Here is a 21,545-nt window from a genome sequence, read left to right on the forward strand (position 1 = left end):
AAAGCCCCTACGCTCTCTCACTTTCATCAAGAAGTGAGAGAGCGCCCCGGGTTTTCCTGCGTTAAGTGAGAGAGCGTCGTGGTGAGGGGTCCGTGGAAGGTAAACCCGGCCGGCACGGGCCGGAGAGACCCTAATGAGTGCAAAGCGTGACCGAATAGGCATCGCCTGATGCCGCCGTCGCTGTTTCACTGGGAGGAGGCGGATTCCCGCCATCGTCTGCCGGGGGAGGCAACAGAGGTGTTTCGTTTTCAGCGGATGATTGCATTGGGTGCCCTGATAGGACTGGCAGCGTGCGCAGCCCCGGCGCCGCCGGGGTTACTCACGGCCGACGGCGTCGAACGGCTGGCCGTGGACCGCGACGAATTCCGCGCGGAAGTGTCCGCCTATCGGGATTCCGCGTTCAGGCTGGGTAATGCTCTCCTGGCCGTAGGGGGAGAAGGCAACGTTGTTGCGTCACCGGGAAGCCTGCTGGTTGCTCTGGCCATGTTGCGCGCCGGCGCCTCAGGGGAAGCCGCCGCAGAAATGGACGCGGTACTAGGGCTTCCGGAAACGGCGCGGGATGAAGCCATGAACGCTTTGCTCGCCTCCTTGGAGGAGTACGACGGCGATCCGGGGTCCGTTGACGAGGAGAACCCGCCTGCCAAGCCGCTCCTGCACACCGCGAACGGCTTGTTTTTGGACAGGAACGTTTCCACCGGCGAGGACTATCTGGAGACTCTGGCGGAGCACTACGGCACGGGAGTTTATCCCGTGGACTTCCGTGACGAGTCACAAACCAAACCCGCGATGGATGCGTGGGTCAACAGGAACACTGGCGGCAGGATCGAGAAGGCGCCCGCCCGGTACGACACGAGGAACACCTTCAGCCTCCTGAACACCGTCTATTTTGCCGCCGCCTGGGATGTTCCGTTTAATGCCGAGGCCACGTCGGATGCACCGTTTGCCACGGGACAGGGCGGCCGCGTGAGCGTGCCGATGATGCACGGCCAGCAGGACATGGCATTCGCGGAGGGGCCCGGCTGGCAGGCGGTGGACTTGCCTTACGGAGAGGGGTTCGTGATGCGGCTGGTGCTTCCCGCTGAAGGTTCCGACGGCGGTGCCTCACTTGAGGCGGACCGGCTGGCCGAGGTGGCACGAGCGCTGGAAGGAGCCGAGCCCGAGATCGTCCAACTGGCGCTGCCCACCTGGGACCACAAGAGCAGTTTCGACGTGCGGGCCGTTCTAGAACAACTGGGGCTCGGCAAAACCTTGGAAACCACCCGCGACTTCGACGCGATTCAACCGGGCCTGATGGTCACCCAGGCCGCGCAGGACGCCAACATCACAGTCGCGGAAAAGGGGACGGTGGCCGCCGCGGTCACCCAGATCAACGGCATGGTCACCAGTGCCCCGCCCCAGCCCACGAGGTCCATCACCTTCAACCGGCCGTTCCACTACCAGATTGTGCATGTGGAGAGTGGCCTGCCGCTGTTCATGGGAAAGGTTGCGGACCCGCGCTGACTTGCCTTAGCGGCCGGACCTGCCACCGGGACGGCGGCGGCGGATGGCACCGTATGCGGCGAACAGGCGCGGCAGCACAACATACACCGCCGCCGGAACGACCACCAGGGTGAGCGCCAGCGCCCTGAGGACCGGGTGCCAGTTTTCCACCAGCGGTGCGCTTCCCATCATCCCTAGCGCCACCAGCGGGAAGATGGCCAGCCACGTAATGACAGCACGGACGTGGACCGAAGGGGCGGCAGGGGACACGGGGCTGGTCGCGGGCGCGGCGGGGGCGGTAGTGCTATTCACGGGAATCTCCAACTGTCTGGTTGCTTTTGCTGGGATTGACACTAGACCTGGACGAGCAAAACTGCAACCACTTAGTTGGAATTGGCGTAGGATGAGGTCATGGCCTGGGATACCGAACGCACCAAAGCGCTGCTGCTCGCGGCCGCCACGGAAGAATTCAGTGAGAAAGGCCTGGCAGGCGCCCGGGTGGACCGCATTGCGGCGGCGGCGGGCGTGAACAAGGAGCGCATCTACCAGTACTTCGGAAAAAAGGATGACCTTTTCGACGCCGTGTTGGCAGCAGAAATGACGAAGGTGATGACCGAGGTGCCTATCGAGGGGCATGGCGTCGCAGCCGTAGGGGAATACGCCGCCAGGCTCTTCGACCGTCATTCGAGGGACACCGCTCTGGCGCGACTCCTTTTTTGGGAGGGGCTGGAGCGCGGGAGCCAGACAGTGGACCGGGCCACGCGCGCGGACCACTGTGCCGTCAAGGTGGACCAAATGCTCGCAGTGTTGCCCGGGATCGACCGCACGGACGCTGCAGACCTCGTCATCACCATCGTGACGCTGTGCGATGGCTGGCAGGTGCTGCCCCAGATCGACGCACTATTGGCCGGATCGGCTCCTGACCGCATGGACCGCCGTCGGGCCTTTGTTTCGCGGACCGCACGGCTGATGGCTGAAAGCCTCCTTGAAGGAGTTCCGTCGCCTGCGGCTTAGCCCTGGGTAACCAGTAGCTAGCTGGCGCCGCCCTGCCAGAGGGCATCAAAGGGCGCGCCCGAAGCTACGCGGTTCCGGATCCCGGCAGTGACAAACGCTTTTGCTGTGCGGGCAGCCTGCAGCGGCACCGCGCCCTTGGCCAGCTCAGCCGTTACTGCAGCGGCGAGGGAGCACCCGGCGCCGGACACCGCGACGTCCCCGACCTTGGGCGCGCTCAGCACCTCGAGCGTTTCGCCGTCATAGAAAACGTCGACGGCGTCGGGGCCTGCCAGCCGCACGCCACCCTTGGCCAATACTGCTGCTCCGCTGATTTCGTGGATGCGCACAGCCGCGGCCTTCAAGGATTCGACGTCGGTGATCTCCATCCCAGACAGGGACTCGGCTTCAAAGTGGTTCGGGGTCACGAAGGTGGCCAGCGGGAGGATCTGTGCCTTCAGCGCCTGGTCTGTGTCCAATGCGTGCCCGGGCTCCTGGCCCTTGCAGATGAGAACGGGGTCCAGGACCACGTTGCGGAACTGACCCGCCTCGAGGGCACCCGCCACGGTGCTGATGGTGGCCGGACTGCCCAGCATGCCGATCTTCACCGTCTCCAGGACTGACGGTGCGCCGGAGTCCCGCCCGTAGGCCGCCGTCGTCGCCTCCAGTTGGTCGGCGATCACCTGCTGGTCAACGGGCACAAAGCGGTGGTTCCAGCTGTCGTTCGGGTTGAAGGACACGATGCAGGTCAGGTTGGCGATGCCAAAGACGCCGAGCTCCTGGAAGGTCTTCAGGTCGGCTTGGGCGCCGGCGCCGCCGGTGGCCTCAGAACCTGCGATCGTCAGGACGACGGCGGGAGCAGCAGCGGGGGAGTGGACATCGGCGGAAACAGAAGTCATGGCACTATCCTGCCATCCGGCGTCGCTCGGCCGCTTTGTATGCCTGAACAGCAGGCGGCGCCGCCGGTGGTCAGGGCTCCAAAGGAAAGGGCCTCGGCCGGAACGGTTCTGCCTCTGTACCGAAGCGGCCGGGTAAGGATGTCCCTTTGGCGATCTGCAGGAGTGCTCTGCCCAGTTCAGGCTGGCTGTAGACGAAACCGGAGTTCAGGAGCTTCTGCGGCTGGACCCAGCGGCTTTTCAGGACCAGTTCGGTCTCCGTTCGGATCAGTATGGCGCCAAGCTTCAGCAGCCAGGCGGGAGTGGGGATGCCGAATCTGGCTCCATAAGCCCGGCGGACCATGCGCATAAGCTCGCGGTTGTCCACCACATCGGGCGACGCCACGTTCACGGGGCCTGCAATGTCCTTGCGGGCATGCACAAAGAGCACCGATCGGTAGAGGTCCTCCACGTGGATCCAGCTGAATTTTTGTGTGCCCGGGCCCATCCGGCCTCCCAAACCCAGCCGGGCCAGGTTGGCGACAGGCCGCAGCGCTCCGCCGCCCGGGCCCAGGACGATGGCAATCCGCAGCGGGACCTTCCGTGTCCCGGGTGTCACCGCGGCTTCCAGCTCCGCTTCCCACGCGCGGGCCACATCCACCGAAAATCCCGTGCCCATTTCGCCGTCCTGTTCGCTCTGGGGTCTATCCGTGGCATGACGGTAGATTGTTCCGGTGCTCGCGTTGAGCCAGGTCGACGGCGGCTGCCGGCAAAGTGCCAAGGCCCGGCCAAGAGCCGCCGTGGTGGAAACGCGGGACTGCAGTATGGCTGCCTTGTTCCGGGCGTTGTAGCGGCAGGAGACCGAGCGCCCGGCGAGGTTCACCAGGAGCTCTGTTCCTTCGAGCACCCTGGCGATAGCGCCGTCGTCGTCTTCCCACGTGGCCGACGGCGAACTCCTGGCGCCCTTGCGGCCAACGGTGCGCACGGTCCAACCGTCCTGCTCAAATCGAGCCCGGAAGTATCTGCCGATGAAACCGGACGCTCCGGCCAGTACCACCGTTCTGGTGCTGCTCATCTTTCCCCCTGTGTTGTTTCGGTACTTAGCCGCGGATGCTGCGGCTCAAGCTGAGGACGTCGTCCAGGATCTTGCTAACCCCTGGAATCCGCGCCAGTGAGAGCCCCCTTGTGATCAGAGGAACGGCTCCGTCCACCAGCCGCCGTGTCCGCTGCTGCCCTTCCGAAGTGTCGTATACCCAGAAGAGGGTGACGCCCATGTAGCAAAGCCACAGCAGTTCCGGAAGATCGGCCCTGAGCTTTTTCGGTGCCGGAGGCTTCGCATCCTCCACCGCCCTGCGGAAGATGTCCAAGGAAGCCTCGCGCGCAGCCGTCGAGCCGGCGGCGAAGGGATTTACCGGGGAGGTGGGACGGATGGCCGTCGCTACGAAGTCGGCGCCAAACCGGTGGTAGGGGGCCATGACGTCCAGGCCGGTGTGGAGGGTGGCCTTCAGCCGGCTCGTGAGGTCAGCAGCATCGTCAAGCGCTTCGGCAGCCTTGGCCGCATGCTCCGCCTGGACCTGGAGATACAGCTCATGGACCAGATCGTCCTTTGACGCGAAGTAGTAGTAGGCGTTGCCCACCGATACGCCGGCTTCCGCAGCGATGGCGCGCATGGTGGTCTTCGCGAAGCCCATCTCCCGGAACATCCTTAGGGCGACGTCCGCAACCAGCTGGCGGGTCTGCTCGCTCTTCGTCACCGTTGGGCTCCTGAGGGTTTTGAACGTGTTCAAGAAGTATCGCACGAATTGAACGTGTTCAGATCCAGTTCTCCTTGCGCTGGCGTTGGATGGGACAATTGGGCGGACAGTGCTAATACAGCCGGCGGCCTTCCCAACTTCGGACGCCGAGCGAACCACTTTGAACGGACTCGCCATGCCCTCAGCCTCAGGCCACAACGCCCTGCCCGAAGCAACCCCGCCAGGCAGCGCGGCCAGGTTCGCCTCGATCGGTTCCCCCTACTTCGGGATCATGCTGGCGTCCATGGCGGTAGTGCTCATCCTGTCCAACATCGGTGCGTCCAAGGGGGTAGCCATCGGGCCGATCATTACGGACGGCGGCTTCTTCCTCTTCCCGCTGGCTTACATTTTGGGCGACGTCATCAGCGAGGTCTACGGCTTTAAAGTGGCCCGCAAGGCCATCTTCACCACCTTTGCGCTGTCCGTCTTCGCGTCCCTCTGCTACTGGGTGATCATTGCCCTGCCCGGCTTCGACGATGAGTTCGGATCGTCCAAGCAGGCCGCCCTGGAAGGCGCCCTGGGCCCGGTGCCGCAGATTGTGCTGGCTTCGCTGCTCGCGTTCCTCGCAGGGCAGACCATCAACTCGTGGATCCTGGTCAAGATGAAGGCCCGCTCCGGCGAGAAGTCCCTGTGGGCGCGCCTTATGGGTTCGTCAGGCGCCGGCGAGTTCGTGGACACCCTCATCTTCTGCAGCATTGCAGCGTCAGTTATTGGCATCACCGACTTCGGAACCTTCGTGAACTACGTGGTGGTGGGCTTCGTTTACAAAACCCTGGTGGAGTTCATCTTCGTGCCTGTGACGTTGCTGGTGATTGGTTGGGTCAAGAAGCGCGAGCCGAGCTACGGCGTTCCGGTCGCTGCGGTCAACGGCAGGGCGTAGCGGCCACCGGCCGTCGAGTGACCACCAAGGGTTGCGCCCGCCTTCTATTCGGCCGGTTCGACGGTTCCCGGCCGGTTCGATGTCCGCAGCCGTCGAGTGTGCAGGGAACCGTCGAACCGGGGGCGTCATTCGTCCTGCGAACCCTGGGCCAGTGCTCGCAGTACCCGGTACTTGAACTCCGCCTCGTTGAAGAGGTGTTTCCATTCAACCCGGAGGAAGGTCCAGCCTTCTTCCATGAGGGCCTTTTCCCTTCGTCTCTCCTCATAGAGGACCTCTTGAGTTGGCCGGTATTCGAAGTACTTGGACTTGCCGTCAAACTCAAGAGCCACCTTCCGGGCACGCCAGGCGAAGTCCAGGCGGTGATGGCCCAAGGTTGTATGCACCACGTACTGCAGCTCCGGCGCCGGGATCTTCAGCCTGTGGATGAGCTCCCGGGTGAGGCTTTCTCCAGCCGACTCTGAACGTGGGTCAGCCAGTTCCAGGGCCTGCCGCAGGGTAACGACTCCGTTGCGGCCTGCCAACTCGGCGCATAGCTGTCGTAGGAGTGGAAGGTCAGCACCCAGCCTGGCAGCGTGGTCTATCAGGATTATTGACTGGCGAAGATTGAACATCAGACAGCAGTCCACCACTGTGCGCTCCAACGACGTGCAGGGCAAGCCTTCCACAAACGATACGTCCCGGGTGTTGAGCTTCCTCGTATGGGCAATTACATCCCGCCCGTGTGAAATTCCGGACGGGCGGCCCGACTGCGTCAAGTGCACCACCTCGTCGACGTCCCACAAGTGAAGCCGCCGCAAGCTGGCACTCGAGGTGTGGCTGTAAACAAAGCCGCCTGCCGACGTCGTAAGTGTTCCGTGTGCGTGCGCATGCACGAGCTGTCGACGGCGTCCCGACGTTTTCAACCCAGTCCACCAGCTGCCACGCGCGTAACAACCGCGCCGTATACGGACCAGGACTCCTTTGCGGACCAGTGCAGCGATGGCCCGGGAGTTCAGCCCTTGCTCCAGGAGTTCACTGGTCCGCCAGAGATTCGCCGTGGAAGAAAGTGCAGCACGTCCGTTCATGGCTCCAGCATTGCCGCGCCCCACCCCGGACGCCCAGCGCCGGGCAACGCCATGTGGACAAGCCCGGTTCGACGGTTCCCTGCGGACACGGTCACTCGGGACGTCGAGTGGGCAGGGAACCGTCGAACCGGCGGGAGGCAGCCCCCGATCAGGAGTAGTACTGCCCCAGTGTCTCGGCCTTGAAGTCGAAGAAGGTGCCGGATTCGATGGCCAGCCGGGCGTCGTCCACCATCTTCACCACGAACCGCTCGTTGTGGATGGAGATCAGCGTGGCGGACAGCATTTCCTTGGCCTTGAACAGGTGGTGGATGTACGCCCGCGAATAGTGGGTGCACGTGTAGCAGTCGCAGCCGTCCTGGAGCGGGCCGAAGTCGCGCTTGTACTTGGCGCCGGACAGATTGAAACGCCCGAAAGGTGTGTAGAACGCCGAGTTTCGCGCCACCCGGGTGGGGGAGACGCAGTCGAAGGTGTCGGCCCCGTTCTCGATGGCGGTGAAGATGTCATCCGGCTCCGAAATGCCCAGCAGGTGGCGGGGCTTGTCCTCCGGAAGCTCCTCGTTGCACCACCGCACAATGGTTCCCAGGTTCTCCTTCTCCAGCGCCCCGCCAATGCCGAACCCGTCGAACGGCATGGCGCCCAGGTCCCGGCACGCCTTCCGCCGCAGGTCCTCGTACTGCGCGCCCTGGATCACGCCGAACAGCGCCTGGTACGGCTTGCCCAGCCGGGACGAGGTCAGGCGGAAGTGCTCCTCGATGCAGCGCAACGCCCACAGCCTGGTGCGCTCCAGCGATTCCTCCTGGTAGCCGCGCGAGTTCTGCAACGTGGTCAGCTCGTCAAAGGCGAACATGATGTCCGCGCCGATCTGGTGCTGGACCTGCATTGAAATTTCGGGGGAGAAGCGGTGCTTGTCGCCGTTCAGGTGCGATTTGAACCAGACGCCGTCGTCGTCGATGTGCGCCAGGCGCTCCTTGCCTGGGGCGACGGCGTCGTCCGGCCCGGAGGCGTCAACGGACTTCATGTCGATGACTTTTTTGAAGCCCGAGCCCAGGCTCATCACCTGGAATCCGCCGGAGTCGGTAAAAGTGGGCCCTGACCAGTTCATGAACGCGCCAAGGCCGCCGGCTTCGTCGAGGATGTCGGCGCCCGGCTGCAGGTACAGGTGGTAGGCGTTGGCCAGCAAGGCCTGTGCGCCAAGGCCTGACATGGATTCCGGAAGCACGGCCTTGACGGTGGCTTTGGTTCCGACGGCGATAAAAGCCGGAGTTTGGATCTCACCGTGGGGCGTGGTGATGGTCCCGGTGCGTCCCAGGAATTGGCCGCCATTGGAGGCAACTTGGGCGGCCGACGGCGGGCACGTTTCGGCAAGGCGGGTGCCCACCCGGAAGCCGAACTCAGACTGCCGCGCCACGCCAGGGGACGCAGGCCCGGGGCCGGGGTCAGTCGCAGCGGCAGAAGCGGAAGGAGCAGAAGCAGGGTTGGCTGGCACCGTACCAGTGTGCCAGCAATCGCGCGGCTCCCTCAGCTCACCGGTTCGGATGTGGGGTAGTTCTCAGCCCGCCACGAGTCCCAGGAGGTGCGGATCGATTCGAGCCTGGCGGCACCCAGGCCATACGTTGAGGCGATCACCATGGACCCGCCGTCGGGCCGGACGTCCTCAATAGCGAGCTGATCGGCGACCACCAGGAGGCCGTCACCATGGTCCGCGTAGCTGTGGACCGTCAGTCCTACCTGATGGTTGGTCCGGTACCAGACCTTTCCGGAGATCTCCTCACCGGTGGCCAGGCTCACCTGGTAGTTGTCCCCACGTGCGGGGAGCTCGGCCAGGCCTAGTTTTTCAATGGCGGAACCCGGTCCGCCCGGTACTTGCAGGAACAGGGTATGGCGCTTGCCGTGCGGGTGGCGTTCCAGGGCGAAGCGGAGCTGCTGCAGGAACATGAGCCAGCCCTGGGTGATGTCCTCGTCCCAGGCCGCCCACTCCGAGTTGTGGTCCACGGCAGCCCGTGTCACGCTCACCAGGGTCCCCTGCGGAACTGGCCTCAGCTCGAAGATATCCCCGCCGTGGACTGTCAGGCTGGTGTGGTCCGGCGATTCCTCCACGTCCGCGGAGAAGTAGATTTCCTTGATCTCGTCATCCAGGTCCTCGGCTTGCCAGCCATGCCACTGGGCGACTTTGGACGGTTCGCGCAGCATTGTCCAAACCTGCGGCGCGTCAGCATTGATCACCACGCTCAGATTGTTAGTCATAGCCCCGAATGTACAACTCCGGCCGGGCGCCGGGTAGGGGCAATTACTTCAGCCAGCCCGCGGCAGTGACGGGGACGCCCAAGAGGCAGAAGTCAGGAGCGGACAGCCTCGAGTTCGTTGCTGATCCGGCGTTCCAGTTCGCCCAGCCCGATGGTTTCCGAACCCCCGTGGGCCCGGAGGAACAGCAGGGATTCGAGCCGCAGCAGCCGCCATTCCCGCTCTGCATCGTGGTTGGAGTTGTCGATGGACCTGAAGATTTCCTTGTCATACAGGTTGGGCTCGTTGAGCGAGCGCTGCCGGACCTTTGCCGCCATCCTCGCCTTGAACTGGTCGGTCTCCTGGTTTTCCGGGGTACGGATCAGCCGTTCGTAAACCTCTGCCCGCTCCTTTTGGCCGTCCTGCCGGCAGATGTAGCTGGACAAGGCCAGGGACGCTTCCACCGAGGCCCAGCGGCCGGGATTCCCGTCATAGGGCAGGACGTTAAGCAGGTCCGCGACGGCCAGCGAGCCGTCGGCGTCCTTGAGGGTGATAAAGAGTTCGTGGGCGAGGTCGCTGAGGTCCTTGAGGCAGCTGCCGGACTTGAAATTGACGCCCTTGGCCAGCCGGTCAGCGAGGAGCAGCACCCCCATCGCGTCCGGGTGGGCTTCCGCCGCGGCTTCCACCACCGATTCAGGCGTACCATTCGCAGCGGGGATCAGGGCGAGTTCCTCCTCGCTGGGGCCGCTGGCCGCCGGCGGAACCGGGGGAAGGGGAGGTACGACGACGGCGGGAGCCGCTGGTGCCGCGGCGGGAGTTTCGCCGGGCTGCTCCTGCCCGGCCTCCTCCAAGGGCTTCCCGGCCAGCGGAAGCTGCGTCACGGCGTCGGCCTCTTCGTCGGTTACCGTCACGGTGGTGCCAACGGCTATGCGCAATGTCCCACCGCCGGCCAGGCTGGCACGTACCACGGCGGGGGCGCCGAAATCGTCCGATTCCAGCTCCACCTGATGGATCTCCGCCGTCCGTTCACCGCCGGGCAGGAGGATGTGGTCGCCGGCGGTCAGGAATCCAGCCTGCTGTTCACGATGGTGCCGGGCGGCTGGTGTTTCGGTCATGGGAGTCCTTAAGTTCTCTTGCGGTCCGCCCTACAGTCTACAAAGGAGGGTGCCGAAAGTCGGGGACGCCGGGTGCGGCCGAGGGTGTCAGAACCCCACGCCCGCGAAAGCCAGCGCCTGGCGGATCAGGCCGCCGCGCCCGCCGGTGAACTCCACCTGGACACCGGGACTGAGGACTTCCTCCGGGGTCATCCAGGTGAGTTCAAGGGCGTCCTGGCGGGGCTCGCATTCGCCGGTCACAGGGATCACGTAGGCCAGGGAAACGGCGTGTTGGCGCTCATCGGTGAAGCCGGTCTGGGACGGGGCGGGGAAGTACTCCGCCACCGTGAAGGGGACCGGGCTGATGGGCAGTTGCGGGAACGCCAGCGGGCCGAGGTCCTTCTCCATGTGCCGGAGAAGGGCTGCGCGGATGGTCTCCCGGTAGATGACGCGGCCGGAAACGAGCGACCGGACCATGGTGCCGTCCTCGTCAGCCTGGAGAAGGGTTCCAACCTCATTGACGAAGCCCAGCGGATCCAGCCGGACTGGCACAGCCTCGACGTAAACCATGGGCAGCCGCCCGCGCGCCTCAAAGAGGTCTTCTTCGGAAAGCCAGCCGGGATTCGGGTCAGGTGTGCGCACGTTCATGGTTAAGTTCTACCCCATGGGACGCCGCTCGGAGATCCACACCGTCGCCGGCACATGGGGCGCGGCGGGCCCCGCATCCGGATTGGCCACGTGGAGCGTCCTGCCAAAGGCCTCTTCGGTAATGCCGGGGTGGAAGCCGGCGGCGGCAAGCCGTTCCCGCAACGGTTCCAGGCCGCCGCCGTACTCGAAGCCGAGCCCCGAGCGTGGATTGCCCGACGCCGGGCGCACCAGTAGTACGCCGCCGTTCTTGGCGGTGAAGTCTGCGGTCTCGTCGGCGTCCGGCACCGGGCGGGGGCGGGCGCCGATGTGCCGCAGGGTCTGCGCAGCGGCGGCGGCGTCCTCCGTCAACCAGACGCCGACGACGGCGAGGGCCGGGTCCGCGCCGCCTGCCTGGGCGGTGCCGGGGGCAGCTTTGTCGGCCAGGAAACTGAAACCGTCCGGCCCGGTGATCCTGCAGGCTTCACCATGGTCTGCGGTGATGATTTCCGCGGGGGTGGTTCCTTCATCCTGTGCGGAGAGGTTGGTGCGGCGCGCGAACTCAGCCACATCGCCCACCTCCACTGCAAGCGCTGTGCTTCCGTCCTCTGCTGCTCCTTCCGGTACGCCATGGAGGGCAAGGCGGCCCGAGCCGGCGTCGAAGACCTGCCATCCGGGCGAATTTTCGGTGCAGGCCAGGCCCAGGGCGGTGAGCAACTCCGCCCAAGCGTCGATCCTTGCGGTGAAATGAAGCGGGCGGACGCGGAGCATGGCTTCCCCTTCGCATAGTCAACGGGACTTTGGTGCCATCCTGCCACGTGGTCCGCCCGGTGTCGCCGCACTTGTGCTGGCAGACGGCAGGAGCAGAATAGGACGATGGCTGTTGAACTTGAGGAACTGCTGGTGCCCGACGCCTCCGCCTGGCGCAGCTGGCTGGAGGAACACCACAAAACCAGCCCGGGCGTCTGGCTGGTCCTGCATAAGAAGGGCGGAAACGTCACCGAGCTGGACTATGCGGCTGCCCTGGACGAGGCACTCTGCTTCGGCTGGATCGACGGCCAGGCCCGGCGCCGGGACGCGGAAAGTTCCTTCCAGCGCATGACGCCCCGCGGACCTAGAAGCCCGTGGTCGGCAAGGAACGTCACGTATGTGGCCCGCCTGGAGGCCGACGGCCGGATGACTGACGCCGGGTGGGCGGCCGTGAACGCGGCAAAGGAAGATGGCCGCTGGGATAAAGCCTACGAGGGACAGGCAAACGCCGAAGTTCCCGCGGACCTGGCAGCGGCAATAGCCGCGGTTCCCGCCGCCCAAGCTATGTTCGACGTCCTCACCAGGACAAACCGCTTCGCCTTGATCTACCGGACCAACTCGGTCAAGCAGGCAGCCACCCGGGAACGGAAGATCGCCGGGTTCGTGGAGATGCTGGCCCGCGGGGAGGCGCCGTACCCCCAGAAAAAGCGCCCGCCGGGAGTGTCACAGTAATCAGTCGGCGATGGTGATCGAAGCGGCGGCCTCGAACGCCATCCAGGCCTGCAGCTGCGTGGAGAGTTCGACGACGGCGCCGGGCGGGTACGTGGCGTCCGCGGGGGCGGCGGCGTGCATCGAGAAGATGTACCGTCCGGGCCGCCCCGTGCTGAGGGCTCCTTCGCTTGGGGCAGCAAGCCGCTTCCCCTCCCACAACGCCTGGGCAGTGTCGAATACCAGCCGGGCAGCTGTAGCCCTGGTCCGCTCGGGAAGCCGGGCATCGACGGCGGCGAGGGCAAGATAACGGCACAGGATCCCGGTGAAAAGACCGCCGTCGCCCGTTCCCTCGCAGCGGAGTGCTGTCCGGCGGGCAGGCGCGGAGACTGTGGCTGCCGGGTCAAGCTGCACCGGAACCGTCAGCAGCCGTGCAACCCCCTCCACCACGTCAGCCGCCCGGGCAAGATTCGCGTCCCCGCCCAGCTCAAGCTGCGCGCCCAGGACCGGGCCCTGGTTGTAGGTGTAGACCGCCCTGTCGATCACCACGTTCCCTTCCGGGTCCCTCCGGGCACCGTCCAGGTAAAGGCCCTGGTCCGGGTCAAAGAGGGTGGCGTCCAGCCAGTCCAGCAGCGACTGCGCCTTTGCGCGGTGGTCGGTGCGGGCGTAGTAGAGCGCAATGGGCGCTGTGGCGGGGGTGTTCTTGAAGTCCCGTTTTTTGCTCCAGAAGGCACCCCCTCCCATGTCTTTGGTGCAGGCGGCGTCGAACTGCAGGGTGAGGGATCTGCGGACGCCGGCGTTGCGGCGGCGGCCCGGCTTGCAGGTCTCCTCTGCCAGCTGGTCGAGTCGGAGGACGGCGAGGGCGAGCCAGGCCATGTCGTCGTAGTAGTTGTTCACGAACGTGAAGGCGTTGCGCAACCACATTCCGGTCACCAGCCGGGAAGCGAGGCTGCCGGCACTGGGCTTGCCGGCACCATCGAATCTGGCTGCGGGCGTGGCGCCGGTGCGCAGTTCCCGCCGGCCCGCATCCACCAGGCAGTCGGCATAGTGGGCCTGCCACCAGTAATGCCAAGGATGGAGCAGTGAGCCTTTCAGGCCGTCCCGCCAGGCAGGGGCGGGCCACTTCACCGCGCCGAGGTGCGTGCCGGGCAGGAAGAACAGCTTCCTGCCGAAGAGCGCCGTTACCGACCGTGCGGCCTCGTTGGCCCTGTCCGCCCAGTCAACGGGAAGGGAAGCATCCGCGGAAGTCATGGCTCCAACCCTAGCCGGGCATGGCGGCGTGCCCGCGGAGGGCCGATAGTGCGGACCCGCTGTAATTTCAGTTAACATGCACTAACTAATGCTTCGCGATTTCCTGCCGAAGCAGTCACGCATCAAGGAGGATGTATGGACGCCACAGGCAGCGTTGCGTTGGTAACCGGAGGCGCCTCGGGCTTGGGGGCCGCCACTGCCCGCAGGCTGTTCGACGACGGGGCAACAGTGGTGCTGGTTGACCTTCCGTCCTCGGCGGGCGCAGCCCTCGCGGAAGAACTGAACGCGCTGAACAGCGGGCGAGTCAACGGCCCGGCCGGAAGTCCGGCGGGGAGCCAGCGAAAGTCCGCCGTCTTTGTGCCCGCGGACGTGACGAGCGGAACAGACGTACAGGCCGCCGTCGATACCGCCAACGCCCTCGGACCGTTGCGGATTGTGGTGAACTGCGCAGGCATCGCCACCCCGGGGAAGGTGCTGGGCCGGGAGGGCGTGCTTCCGTTGGAGGCGTTCAACCAGGTCATCCAGGTCAACCTGGTGGGGACCTTCAACGTGCTGCGCCTGGCTGCAGCGGCAATGGTGGCCACCGAGCCGGCCACCACAAGCCTGGGTGGTCCCGAACGCGGTGTCATCATCAACACCGCGTCGGTGGCTGCTTTTGAGGGACAGATCGGCCAGCCGGCCTACGCTGCTTCCAAGGGCGCGGTGGCGGCCATGACCCTGCCCCTCGCCCGGGAGTTCGCGCGCTCGCTGGTAAGGGTGGTGGCCATCGCTCCGGGAATTTTCGAAACGCCCATGATGGCGGGTTTGCCGCAGGAAGCACAGGATTCCCTGGGCGCCCAGGTGCCGCACCCCTCACGGCTGGGCAAGCCCGACGAATACGCCAACCTGATTGCGCACATCGTGGACAATGCCATGCTCAACGGTGAAACCATCCGTCTTGACGGCGCCATCCGGATGGGGCCGAAATGACAAACGCCGCCCGTGAAACCGCTCCAACCATGCCCGGCTTGCCTTCGTCGGACTTCTTCGGCGTCGAATCGCTGCTGAACCAGGCAGAACGGGAGAAGCTGGCCGAACTGCGGGAGTTCCTGGCAACGGAGATCGCCCCCTACGCGGGGGAGTGGTGGAACAAGGCTGAGTTTCCGGCGCACATCCTGCCCAAACTGGCCGCCCTGCAGCTCAGTACCCCGGCGCAGCGCGGTTACAGTCATCTGTTCGCCGGACTGGTGATCGCCGAGATGACGCGCGTGGACACCTCGATCGCCACGTTCTTCCTGGTCCACCACGATCTTTTTGTTGAGTCGCTGTATGCCTTCGGCACCGCGGACCAGAGGCAGCGGCTGCTGGACGACGCCGCCAACCTGCGCATCACCGGGGCTTTCGCCCTCACTGAACCGGACCACGGCTCCGACGTCGCCGGAGGCATGGAGACCCGCGCCCGGAGGATCTCATCCACCACGGGAAAGCCCGATGCCGGCGGGGACACTTGGGTGCTGAACGGCGCCAAGCGGTGGATCGGCAACGGAACGTTCTGCGACTACATGTTGGTCTGGGCCCGGGACGAGGCCGACAGGTCCGTACGGGGCTTCATTGTGGACGCCACCCTGCCAGGGGTCAGCCGGTCCCGGATCGAAAACAAGATAGCCCTGCGGACAGTCCAGAACGCCGACATCGTTTTCGACAACGTCCAGGTGGCGGAGGCGGACCGCTTCGCTGCCATTAACAGCTTCGATGACACCAACGAGCTGCTGCGGGGCTCGCGCATCATGGTCGCCTGGCAGGCCGTGGGCCAGCAGCTGGCAGCGTTCGACGTCGCCCGGCAGTACGCCATCGAACGCCACCAGTTCGGACGCCCGCTGGCACAGTTCCAGCTGGTCCAGCAGCAGCTGGTGACCATGCTGGGCAACGCGGTGGCGAGCATGGCCATGATGGCGGGACTTGCCCGGCTGCAGGACGAGGGCGCCGCCGACATGCCGCACGTGGCCCTGGCCAAGTCCTACCTCAGTGCCCGGATGCGGGAGACCGTGGCGCTGGGCCGTTCGATCCTGGGTGGGAACGGCATCGTGACCGACTATCGGATGGCGAAGATTTTCTCGGACGCGGAAGCCATCTACACCTATGAGGGGTCGTTCGAAATCAACACCCTGATCGTGGGCCGTGCCGTCACGGGAGTCTCGGCCATCGTTTAGTCCTGGGTGGGTGAGCTGCCAAAATCACCTGGCGGATAGGGCTGCATCTCGCCCGCCTCGACACGTACGTCCAGCGAGTTGTTCTTCACGGGCATGGGGCAGGTGCCGTAGGGGGTGAAGGCGCTGGGATAGTTGATGGCGCGGTTGAAATCCAGGACCACGGACCCATCCGGGCGGGGCCGGGACAGGGCGAGCTTCCGCCAGTCATCGGTGGTGTCGCCGTTTGTTTCATCGTGGAAGGTCACGGTCAGGGCGCCGAGCTTTTCCTCCTCCGCCTGCAGCCGGAACTCGTGCCCGCTGCCGGGAAGGCGGAACGCGACGTCGCCCACCGTGCGGTGAATGCCGTCCACCAGGGGGTTGGCCGTGGCGATGGGCACGTCCACGGGCTCGGCGTAGGGCTCGAACGTCCCGGTCACCTCCCAGCGGGGGTCGTACGGGTAAGTGGGAACGCCCTCGAATTCGGTAAAAACGGGCGACCCTGCGTCCCGGGTACGGATGGCGTACCTGCCTCCGCGCACGGCCAGCTCGACTACAACCTGCGCCCCATCCACGCCGCCGAATTGGACCCACATCAGCGACTCCTCGTCGGCGAGGGCAGCGGAAACGGTGCCATTGACGGGTTTGCCCGACTCCACCAGTGACAGCCCGTCAGCCGGCACTGCGGTGACTGTCGCCGTCGTACCGTCCGTTGACCACAGCCCAGGCGCCAGTTCGACGGCGGCGGGGGAGTCCTCCAGCCACTGGAAGGAGGTGAGGGTCAACCAGCCGTGGCGGGTGGCAAGGGCCTTGTTCCGGCTGTTGCGGAAGCGCTGCCAGCGCTCCACCTTGGCGGCTGGATTGGTGCTCATGGTTCCTTTCGGAGGTCTGCCTGCCCCGGCTACAACCGCGCATGGCAGGCGTTCATTCCGCGGCAGGCCTGTCCGCACTGTTGAATAGGTGGCGTGGATATTTTGGCGGGCGTAAGTAGTGAGTGGCTTAAGTGGTTGACGTGGATTGCTGCACTGGCTTCCGCGGCGGTGGTGCTGCTGTTGCGGCGGCCCCGGCGTCCGGATTTGGCCCTGTTCACCGGCGTCCAGGTATTCATTGCCGCCAGCCTCGCAGCCGGCATCTACGTCCTGAACCACCTGGGCGAAGGCCGCTGGGGCGGTGATGAGGAAGCCAAAATCGATCCGCCGTCGCTCTCGGAAACTCCAATGGTGGGGCAGTTCCTGGAACCGCTGGACGGGACGCTCAGCGGTGTGGCCGATGTGGTCAACGAGTTCGTGGACTTCCGTGCAGCCTTTCCGGTGGCGCTGGACTTTTTTGTTGCGGCCGGCTGGGCCCTAGCTGCCGCCGTTCCGGTGGGGCTGTGCGTCCTGATCGGCAACGCTTTGGAAACCAAACGCCGGAAGGCTGAATTTGCTTCCTCCCAGAAGGAGCTGGCACAGCTGCGGGCGGAGCTTGAGCGCGTGAAACATCATGTCGGTTACCCGGCGGACGACAATATCTGAGACGGATTGCCCCGAGGCGCCGGACTGCGGGTAGCATCTTTAGCTAGTTACGTGGCTCACAGTATCCAGCGCAGTGTACGAGCCAAGTCCGAACCCTCGAAAGATAGTTTCCATGGCTCACACTGCAGCAAATCCCGAAACCGACCTTGCCTCTGAACTGAGGGCAGACGTCCGGCGCGTCTCCACTCTGCTCGGCGAATCGCTGGTCCGCCAGCACGGACCCGAGCTCCTGGACCTCGTGGAGCAGGTGCGCCTCCTCACGAAGGAATCCAAGGAAGCTGCCCGCGGCGGTGCGGACGCCACCGGGCCCTGGAGCGCGCACGACGTCGTTGCCCAGGTCCGCGAGCTCCTCGGCTCCCTGCCCATCGAGCAGGCCACCGACCTGGTGCGGGCGTTCGCCTTCTACTTCCACCTCGCCAACGCCGCTGAACAGGTCCACCGCGTGCGGGGCCTGCGGACCCGGGAGGAAAAGAACGGCTGGCTCGCTAAGACCGTCAATGAAATCGCCGAACAGGCCGGTTCCGGTGTGCTGCAGGAAGTAGTCAACGGGCTCGATGTCCGCCCCATTTTCACCGCGCACCCCACCGAGGCCTCGCGCCGTTCGGTGCTGGACAAGATCCGCAAGCTCTCCGACGTGTTGGCCCAGCCCACTGCCGAGGGCACTACGGCGCGCCGCCGCCAAGACCGCCAGCTCGCCGAGATTATCGACCAGATGTGGCAGACCGACGAACTTCGCCAGGTCCGGCCCACCCCGGTGGATGAAGCCCGCAACGCCATCTACTATCTGGGCGGCATCCTCACCGATGCCATGCCCGAAATGCTGACCGAACTCGCCGAACTGCTGGGCGAACACGGTGTCAACCTCGCGTCCCAGGACGCCCCGATCCGCTTCGGTTCCTGGATCGGCGGCGACCGCGACGGCAACCCCAACGTCACCGCGGCCGTAACCCGGGAAATCCTGCAGATCCAGAACCAGCACGCCGTCCGGATCAGCATCGGCATGATGGACGAACTGATCTCCATCCTCTCCAACTCCACTGCCCTCGCCGGCGCGGACAAGGAACTGCTGGATTCCATTGAAGCCGACCTGAAGAAGCTGCCCGGACTGGACCGGCGCGTCCTGGAGCTCAACGCCCAGGAGCCCTACCGCCTGAAGCTCACCTGCATCAAGGCCAAGCTCATCAACACCGGCAAGCGGGTGGCTGCAAACTCCAACCACGAGCATGGCCGGGACTACAGCGGAACCGGAGAACTCCTCGCGGACCTCGAACTGCTGGAGCTCTCGCTCCGCAACCACTCGGCGTCGCTGGCCGCCGACGGCGCCCTTGCCCGGGTCCGCCGCGCGGTCGCCTCCTTCGGCCTGCACCTGGCCACCCTGGACATCCGCGAACACGCCGACCACCACCACGACGCCGTGGGCCAGCTCATGGACCGGATCGGCGGGCCTGGGCTGCGGTATGCCGAACTGAGCCGCGGGGAGCGCTTCGAAGTCCTCGGCTCCGAACTCGCGTCGCGCCGGCCGCTGTCCGGCCACCCGATCAAGCTCGACGGCGCCGCTGACGGCACGTACGACGTCTTCCGTGAAATCCGGCGTGCCCTGCGCGCCTACGGCCCGGACGTCATCGAGACGTACATCATCTCCATGACCCGCGGCGCCGACGACGTGCTTGCCGCCGCCGTCCTGGCCCGCGAAGCCGGTTTGGTGAACCTCTTCGGCGAAAAGCCGTACGCAAAGATCGGGTTCGCGCCGCTGCTGGAAACGGTAGAGGAGCTCCGCGCCTCCGCGGAAATCGTGGACCAGCTTCTGTCCGATCCCTCCTACCGCGAGCTCGTGCGCCTGCGCGGGGATGTGCAGGAGGTCATGCTGGGCTATTCGGACTCCAACAAGGAATCCGGCGTGATGACCAGCCAGTGGGAAATCCACAAAACCCAGCGCAAGCTGCGGGACGTCGCCGCCAAGCACGGCGTTCGCGTACGCCTGTTCCATGGCCGCGGCGGGTCGGTCGGCCGCGGCGGCGGACCCACCTACGACGCGATCCTGGCCCAGCCCAACGGCGTCCTGGAAGGCGAAATCAAGTTCACCGAGCAGGGCGAGGTTATCTCGGACAAGTACTCGCTGCCAGAACTGGCCCGCGAAAACCTCGAACTGTCCCTCGCCGCCGTGCTGCAGGGTTCAGCCCTGCACCGGGATCCGCGCACCTCCGCGGACCAGCGCGAACGGTACGGGCACGTGATGGAAACCATTTCCGACGCCGCCTTCGAGCAGTACCGGAAATTGATTGATGACCCTGACCTGCCCGCGTACTTCCTGGCCTCCACGCCCGTGGAACAGCTGGGCTCCCTGAACATCGGTTCCCGCCCGTCCAAGCGCCCGGATTCCGGCGCGGGGCTCGGCGGCCTCCGCGCCATCCCGTGGGTGTTCGGTTGGACCCAGTCCCGGCAGATCGTCCCCGGCTGGTTCGGCGTGGGCTCAGGCCTCAAGGCTGCCCGCGAGGCCGGGAACTCTGCGCAGCTGGTGGAGATGTGGGAGAACTGGCACTTCTTCCGGTCAGTGCTCTCCAACGTCGAGATGACCCTCGCCAAGACGGACCTGGACATCGCCGGGTACTACGTGTCCACCCTGGTGCCCAAGGAGCTGCACCACATCTTCCGGGCCATTCGCGAGGAATATGAGCTGACCGTGGCCGAGGTCCAGAACCTGACGGGCGAGAACCTGCTCCTGGACGCCCAGCCCACGCTCAAACGCTCACTCGAGATTCGTGACCAGTACCTCGACCCCATCAGCTACCTGCAGGTGGAACTGCTCCGCCGTGTCCGCGCGGAAGCTGCCGAGGCCGCTGAGAAAGAAGACGGCATCAGCGGCGCCGAGATTGACGAGCGCCTGCAGCGCGCCATGCTGATCACCGTCAACGGCGTGGCGGCCGGCCTCCGCAACACCGGGTAACCCCCCCAAACGCTCTCTCACGTGATGTGGCGTTTTCCCGGACGCTCTCTCACTTGATGTGGCGTTTTTCCGGACGCTCTCGCACCATGAACTGAAGCAGCTCATGGTGCGGCGTTCGAGCATCGCCTGCGTTAGGTGATGGGGCGTTTGGGCATCGCCTGCGTTAGGCGATGGAGCGTTTGGGGTTTTCCGGCATTAAGTGGGAGAGCGTCTGGGTAGGGTTGGAGGCATGCCATCGTTCCAAACCCGCCTGAAGATCACCGGCCTGCGCCCCGGCAATCCGCCTGAAGCCGTTATGGATGCAGCGGTGGAGGCGCTGGAAACACGCCACCACGTGGAGTCGAACCAGCTGCAGATTGCCGGCGGAGTGCCGCAACTGAACCTGCGATTCCTCGTTGAGGCGACCGAGTACAGCGGTGAGAACCAGCAGGCGCTGGAATCGGCAGCAATGATGCGCGACGCCGTCGAACGCGTTGCGCTGACCGGCTCCCTGATGGTGCTACGCCGCAACAGGGGCCGCTGGGCGCCTGTCTAAAAGGAGCTACGCCAGAGGAGGGTCCGGCTCCTCCACCGGCGATCTGTTGCCGCGGCGCCGGGTCACAATGATACCGACGACGACGCCGATCACCAGTCCCAGCGCCACGCCGATCAGCGAACTGGCCCAGAAGGGCAGGCCCGTGGCGGAACCGGTGAAGTAGCCCAGGCCGACCAGCCAGCAGGCCCAGAGCAACGCCCCGAGCCCGGCGCACAGGCTGAAGCCGCGGACCGAAACGTTCGCGATCCCGGCAGCGGCGGACGTGGCAAGCCGTCCGCCCGGAATAAACCTGGCCCCGATGATGGTCCCGTATGTGGACGAACGGCCGGCCTTGGCGATGGCGTCGTGGATTCCGGAGTGCACGCGCCGGCCCCATCTCCAGCGGTCAAGGACGTGGCTCAGCCGCTTCCTGAACAGCTGGAACACCACTACGTCGCCCAGCCAGGAGGCCACGGCGGACAGGGCCACCACCAGGAACACGTTGGCCCGGCCGTCAGCGGAAAGCGCTCCGCCGGTGATCACCACCATCTCGGAAGGGACCGGCGGAAAGATGGCGTCGCCAAGCACGATGGGGATGATCCAGAAATAGATCGCCGTCCCCCAGCTGTCAGCGCTGCCGAAGTCCATTGCCACAAAGGTACCCCACTTTGGTTCGGCCA

General features: G+C 65.3%; 22 protein-coding genes and 1 pseudogene. 9 read left to right on the top strand and 14 right to left on the bottom strand.

Annotation, left to right across the window (positions count from 1 at the left end):
• Positions 1-255: 255 nt before the first annotated feature.
• Positions 256-1,500: a serpin family protein gene (locus tag AC5RUQ_RS05035; RefSeq protein ID WP_493946273.1), complete on the top strand. Its 1,245-nt coding sequence runs from the start codon at positions 256-258 to the stop codon at positions 1,498-1,500.
• A 6-nt stretch (positions 1,501-1,506) separates the two neighbouring features.
• On the opposite strand, the gene AC5RUQ_RS05040 is transcribed toward AC5RUQ_RS05035, so the two are convergent.
• Entirely contained in the window at positions 1,507-1,791 is a 285-nt protein-coding gene (locus AC5RUQ_RS05040) for a hypothetical protein (RefSeq protein ID WP_493946274.1), read from the bottom strand.
• 99 nt (positions 1,792-1,890) lie between these two features.
• On the opposite strand from AC5RUQ_RS05040, the gene AC5RUQ_RS05045 reads away from it, so the two are divergent.
• On the top strand, positions 1,891-2,493 hold the full coding sequence (locus AC5RUQ_RS05045; protein ID WP_493946275.1) for a TetR/AcrR family transcriptional regulator: 603 nt from the start codon (positions 1,891-1,893) through the stop codon (positions 2,491-2,493).
• 17 nt (positions 2,494-2,510) lie between these two features.
• On the opposite strand, the gene AC5RUQ_RS05050 is transcribed toward AC5RUQ_RS05045, so the two are convergent.
• The 3 genes from AC5RUQ_RS05050 to AC5RUQ_RS05060 all read right to left on the bottom strand — a co-directional run bounded on the left by AC5RUQ_RS05050 (position 2,511) and on the right by AC5RUQ_RS05060 (position 5,098).
• Positions 2,511-3,368: a hydroxymethylpyrimidine/phosphomethylpyrimidine kinase gene (locus tag AC5RUQ_RS05050; RefSeq protein ID WP_493946276.1), complete on the bottom strand. Its 858-nt coding sequence runs from the start codon at positions 3,366-3,368 to the stop codon at positions 2,511-2,513.
• 70 nt (positions 3,369-3,438) lie between these two features.
• The gene (locus AC5RUQ_RS05055; protein ID WP_493946277.1) at positions 3,439-4,419 is read right to left on the bottom strand and encodes a TIGR01777 family oxidoreductase; all 981 of its coding nucleotides are present in this window, start codon (positions 4,417-4,419) and stop codon (positions 3,439-3,441) included.
• A 25-nt stretch (positions 4,420-4,444) separates the two neighbouring features.
• Positions 4,445-5,098, bottom strand: a complete 654-nt coding sequence (locus AC5RUQ_RS05060; protein ID WP_493946278.1) for a TetR/AcrR family transcriptional regulator — start codon at positions 5,096-5,098, stop codon at positions 4,445-4,447.
• Between the two features lie 175 nt (positions 5,099-5,273).
• On the opposite strand from AC5RUQ_RS05060, the gene AC5RUQ_RS05065 reads away from it, so the two are divergent.
• Positions 5,274-6,017, top strand: a complete 744-nt coding sequence (locus AC5RUQ_RS05065) for a queuosine precursor transporter (protein WP_493946279.1) — start codon at positions 5,274-5,276, stop codon at positions 6,015-6,017.
• A gap of 125 nt (positions 6,018-6,142) precedes the next feature.
• On the opposite strand, the gene AC5RUQ_RS05070 is transcribed toward AC5RUQ_RS05065, so the two are convergent.
• The 7 genes and pseudogenes from AC5RUQ_RS05070 to AC5RUQ_RS05100 form a co-directional block, all read right to left on the bottom strand.
• On the bottom strand, positions 6,143-6,628 hold the full coding sequence (locus AC5RUQ_RS05070; protein WP_493946409.1) for a putative endonuclease domain-containing protein: 486 nt from the start codon (positions 6,626-6,628) through the stop codon (positions 6,143-6,145).
• A gap of 357 nt (positions 6,629-6,985) precedes the next feature.
• A pseudogene (locus AC5RUQ_RS05075) lies at positions 6,986-7,081 on the bottom strand (type IV toxin-antitoxin system AbiEi family antitoxin domain-containing protein); the annotation flags it as partial.
• Between the two features lie 148 nt (positions 7,082-7,229).
• Positions 7,230-8,567, bottom strand: coding sequence for a tRNA guanosine(34) transglycosylase Tgt (gene tgt, locus AC5RUQ_RS05080; RefSeq protein WP_493946280.1), 1,338 nt, complete (start codon positions 8,565-8,567; stop codon positions 7,230-7,232).
• Positions 8,568-8,599: 32 nt separating this feature from the next.
• Entirely contained in the window at positions 8,600-9,325 is a 726-nt protein-coding gene (locus AC5RUQ_RS05085; RefSeq protein WP_493946281.1) for an SRPBCC family protein, read from the bottom strand.
• Between the two features lie 92 nt (positions 9,326-9,417).
• On the bottom strand, positions 9,418-10,416 hold the full coding sequence (locus AC5RUQ_RS05090) for a DUF6707 family protein (RefSeq protein WP_493946282.1): 999 nt from the start codon (positions 10,414-10,416) through the stop codon (positions 9,418-9,420).
• Positions 10,417-10,503: 87 nt separating this feature from the next.
• Positions 10,504-11,043, bottom strand: a complete 540-nt coding sequence (locus tag AC5RUQ_RS05095) for an NUDIX hydrolase family protein (RefSeq protein ID WP_104043177.1) — start codon at positions 11,041-11,043, stop codon at positions 10,504-10,506.
• 9 nt (positions 11,044-11,052) lie between these two features.
• Entirely contained in the window at positions 11,053-11,790 is a 738-nt protein-coding gene (locus AC5RUQ_RS05100; RefSeq protein ID WP_493946283.1) for a VOC family protein, read from the bottom strand.
• A gap of 105 nt (positions 11,791-11,895) precedes the next feature.
• On the opposite strand from AC5RUQ_RS05100, the gene AC5RUQ_RS05105 reads away from it, so the two are divergent.
• On the top strand, positions 11,896-12,501 hold the full coding sequence (locus AC5RUQ_RS05105; protein WP_493946284.1) for a YdeI/OmpD-associated family protein: 606 nt from the start codon (positions 11,896-11,898) through the stop codon (positions 12,499-12,501).
• Here AC5RUQ_RS05105 and AC5RUQ_RS05110 read toward each other — a convergent pair whose 3' ends face one another.
• Positions 12,502-13,728 carry a glycoside hydrolase family 76 protein gene (locus AC5RUQ_RS05110; protein ID WP_493946285.1) on the bottom strand — a complete coding sequence of 409 codons (1,227 nt, stop codon included), beginning with the start codon at positions 13,726-13,728 and terminating at the stop codon, positions 12,502-12,504.
• Positions 13,729-13,863: 135 nt separating this feature from the next.
• Here AC5RUQ_RS05110 and AC5RUQ_RS05115 point away from each other — a divergent pair, with 135 nt between their 5' ends.
• On the top strand, positions 13,864-14,697 hold the full coding sequence (locus tag AC5RUQ_RS05115) for an SDR family NAD(P)-dependent oxidoreductase (protein ID WP_493946286.1): 834 nt from the start codon (positions 13,864-13,866) through the stop codon (positions 14,695-14,697).
• The gene (locus AC5RUQ_RS05120; RefSeq protein ID WP_493946287.1) at positions 14,694-15,917 is read left to right on the top strand and encodes an acyl-CoA dehydrogenase family protein; all 1,224 of its coding nucleotides are present in this window, start codon (positions 14,694-14,696) and stop codon (positions 15,915-15,917) included. The genes AC5RUQ_RS05115 and AC5RUQ_RS05120 overlap by 4 nt, the downstream gene beginning before the upstream one ends.
• Here AC5RUQ_RS05120 and AC5RUQ_RS05125 read toward each other — a convergent pair.
• Entirely contained in the window at positions 15,914-16,765 is an 852-nt protein-coding gene (locus AC5RUQ_RS05125) for a DUF1684 domain-containing protein (RefSeq protein WP_493946288.1), read from the bottom strand. The genes AC5RUQ_RS05120 and AC5RUQ_RS05125 overlap by 4 nt on opposite strands.
• Before the next feature lie 135 nt (positions 16,766-16,900).
• Here AC5RUQ_RS05125 and AC5RUQ_RS05130 point away from each other — a divergent pair, with 135 nt between their 5' ends.
• From AC5RUQ_RS05130 to AC5RUQ_RS05140, 3 genes are all read left to right on the top strand, one after another.
• Complete coding sequence (locus AC5RUQ_RS05130; RefSeq protein ID WP_493946289.1) at positions 16,901-17,407, top strand: hypothetical protein; 507 nt, start codon at positions 16,901-16,903, stop codon at positions 17,405-17,407.
• Positions 17,408-17,519: 112 nt separating this feature from the next.
• Positions 17,520-20,351, top strand: a complete 2,832-nt coding sequence (ppc, locus tag AC5RUQ_RS05135; protein ID WP_493946290.1) for a phosphoenolpyruvate carboxylase — start codon at positions 17,520-17,522, stop codon at positions 20,349-20,351.
• Between the two features lie 229 nt (positions 20,352-20,580).
• A complete protein-coding gene (locus AC5RUQ_RS05140; RefSeq protein WP_256246369.1) occupies positions 20,581-20,886 on the top strand; it encodes a hypothetical protein in 306 nt (101 codons plus the stop codon).
• Positions 20,887-20,892: 6 nt separating this feature from the next.
• Here AC5RUQ_RS05140 and AC5RUQ_RS05145 read toward each other — a convergent pair whose 3' ends face one another.
• A complete protein-coding gene (locus AC5RUQ_RS05145; protein WP_493946291.1) occupies positions 20,893-21,513 on the bottom strand; it encodes a DedA family protein in 621 nt (206 codons plus the stop codon).
• Positions 21,514-21,545: the final 32 nt, after the last annotated feature.

This window comes from Arthrobacter sp. MDT2-3, assembly GCF_059090465.1.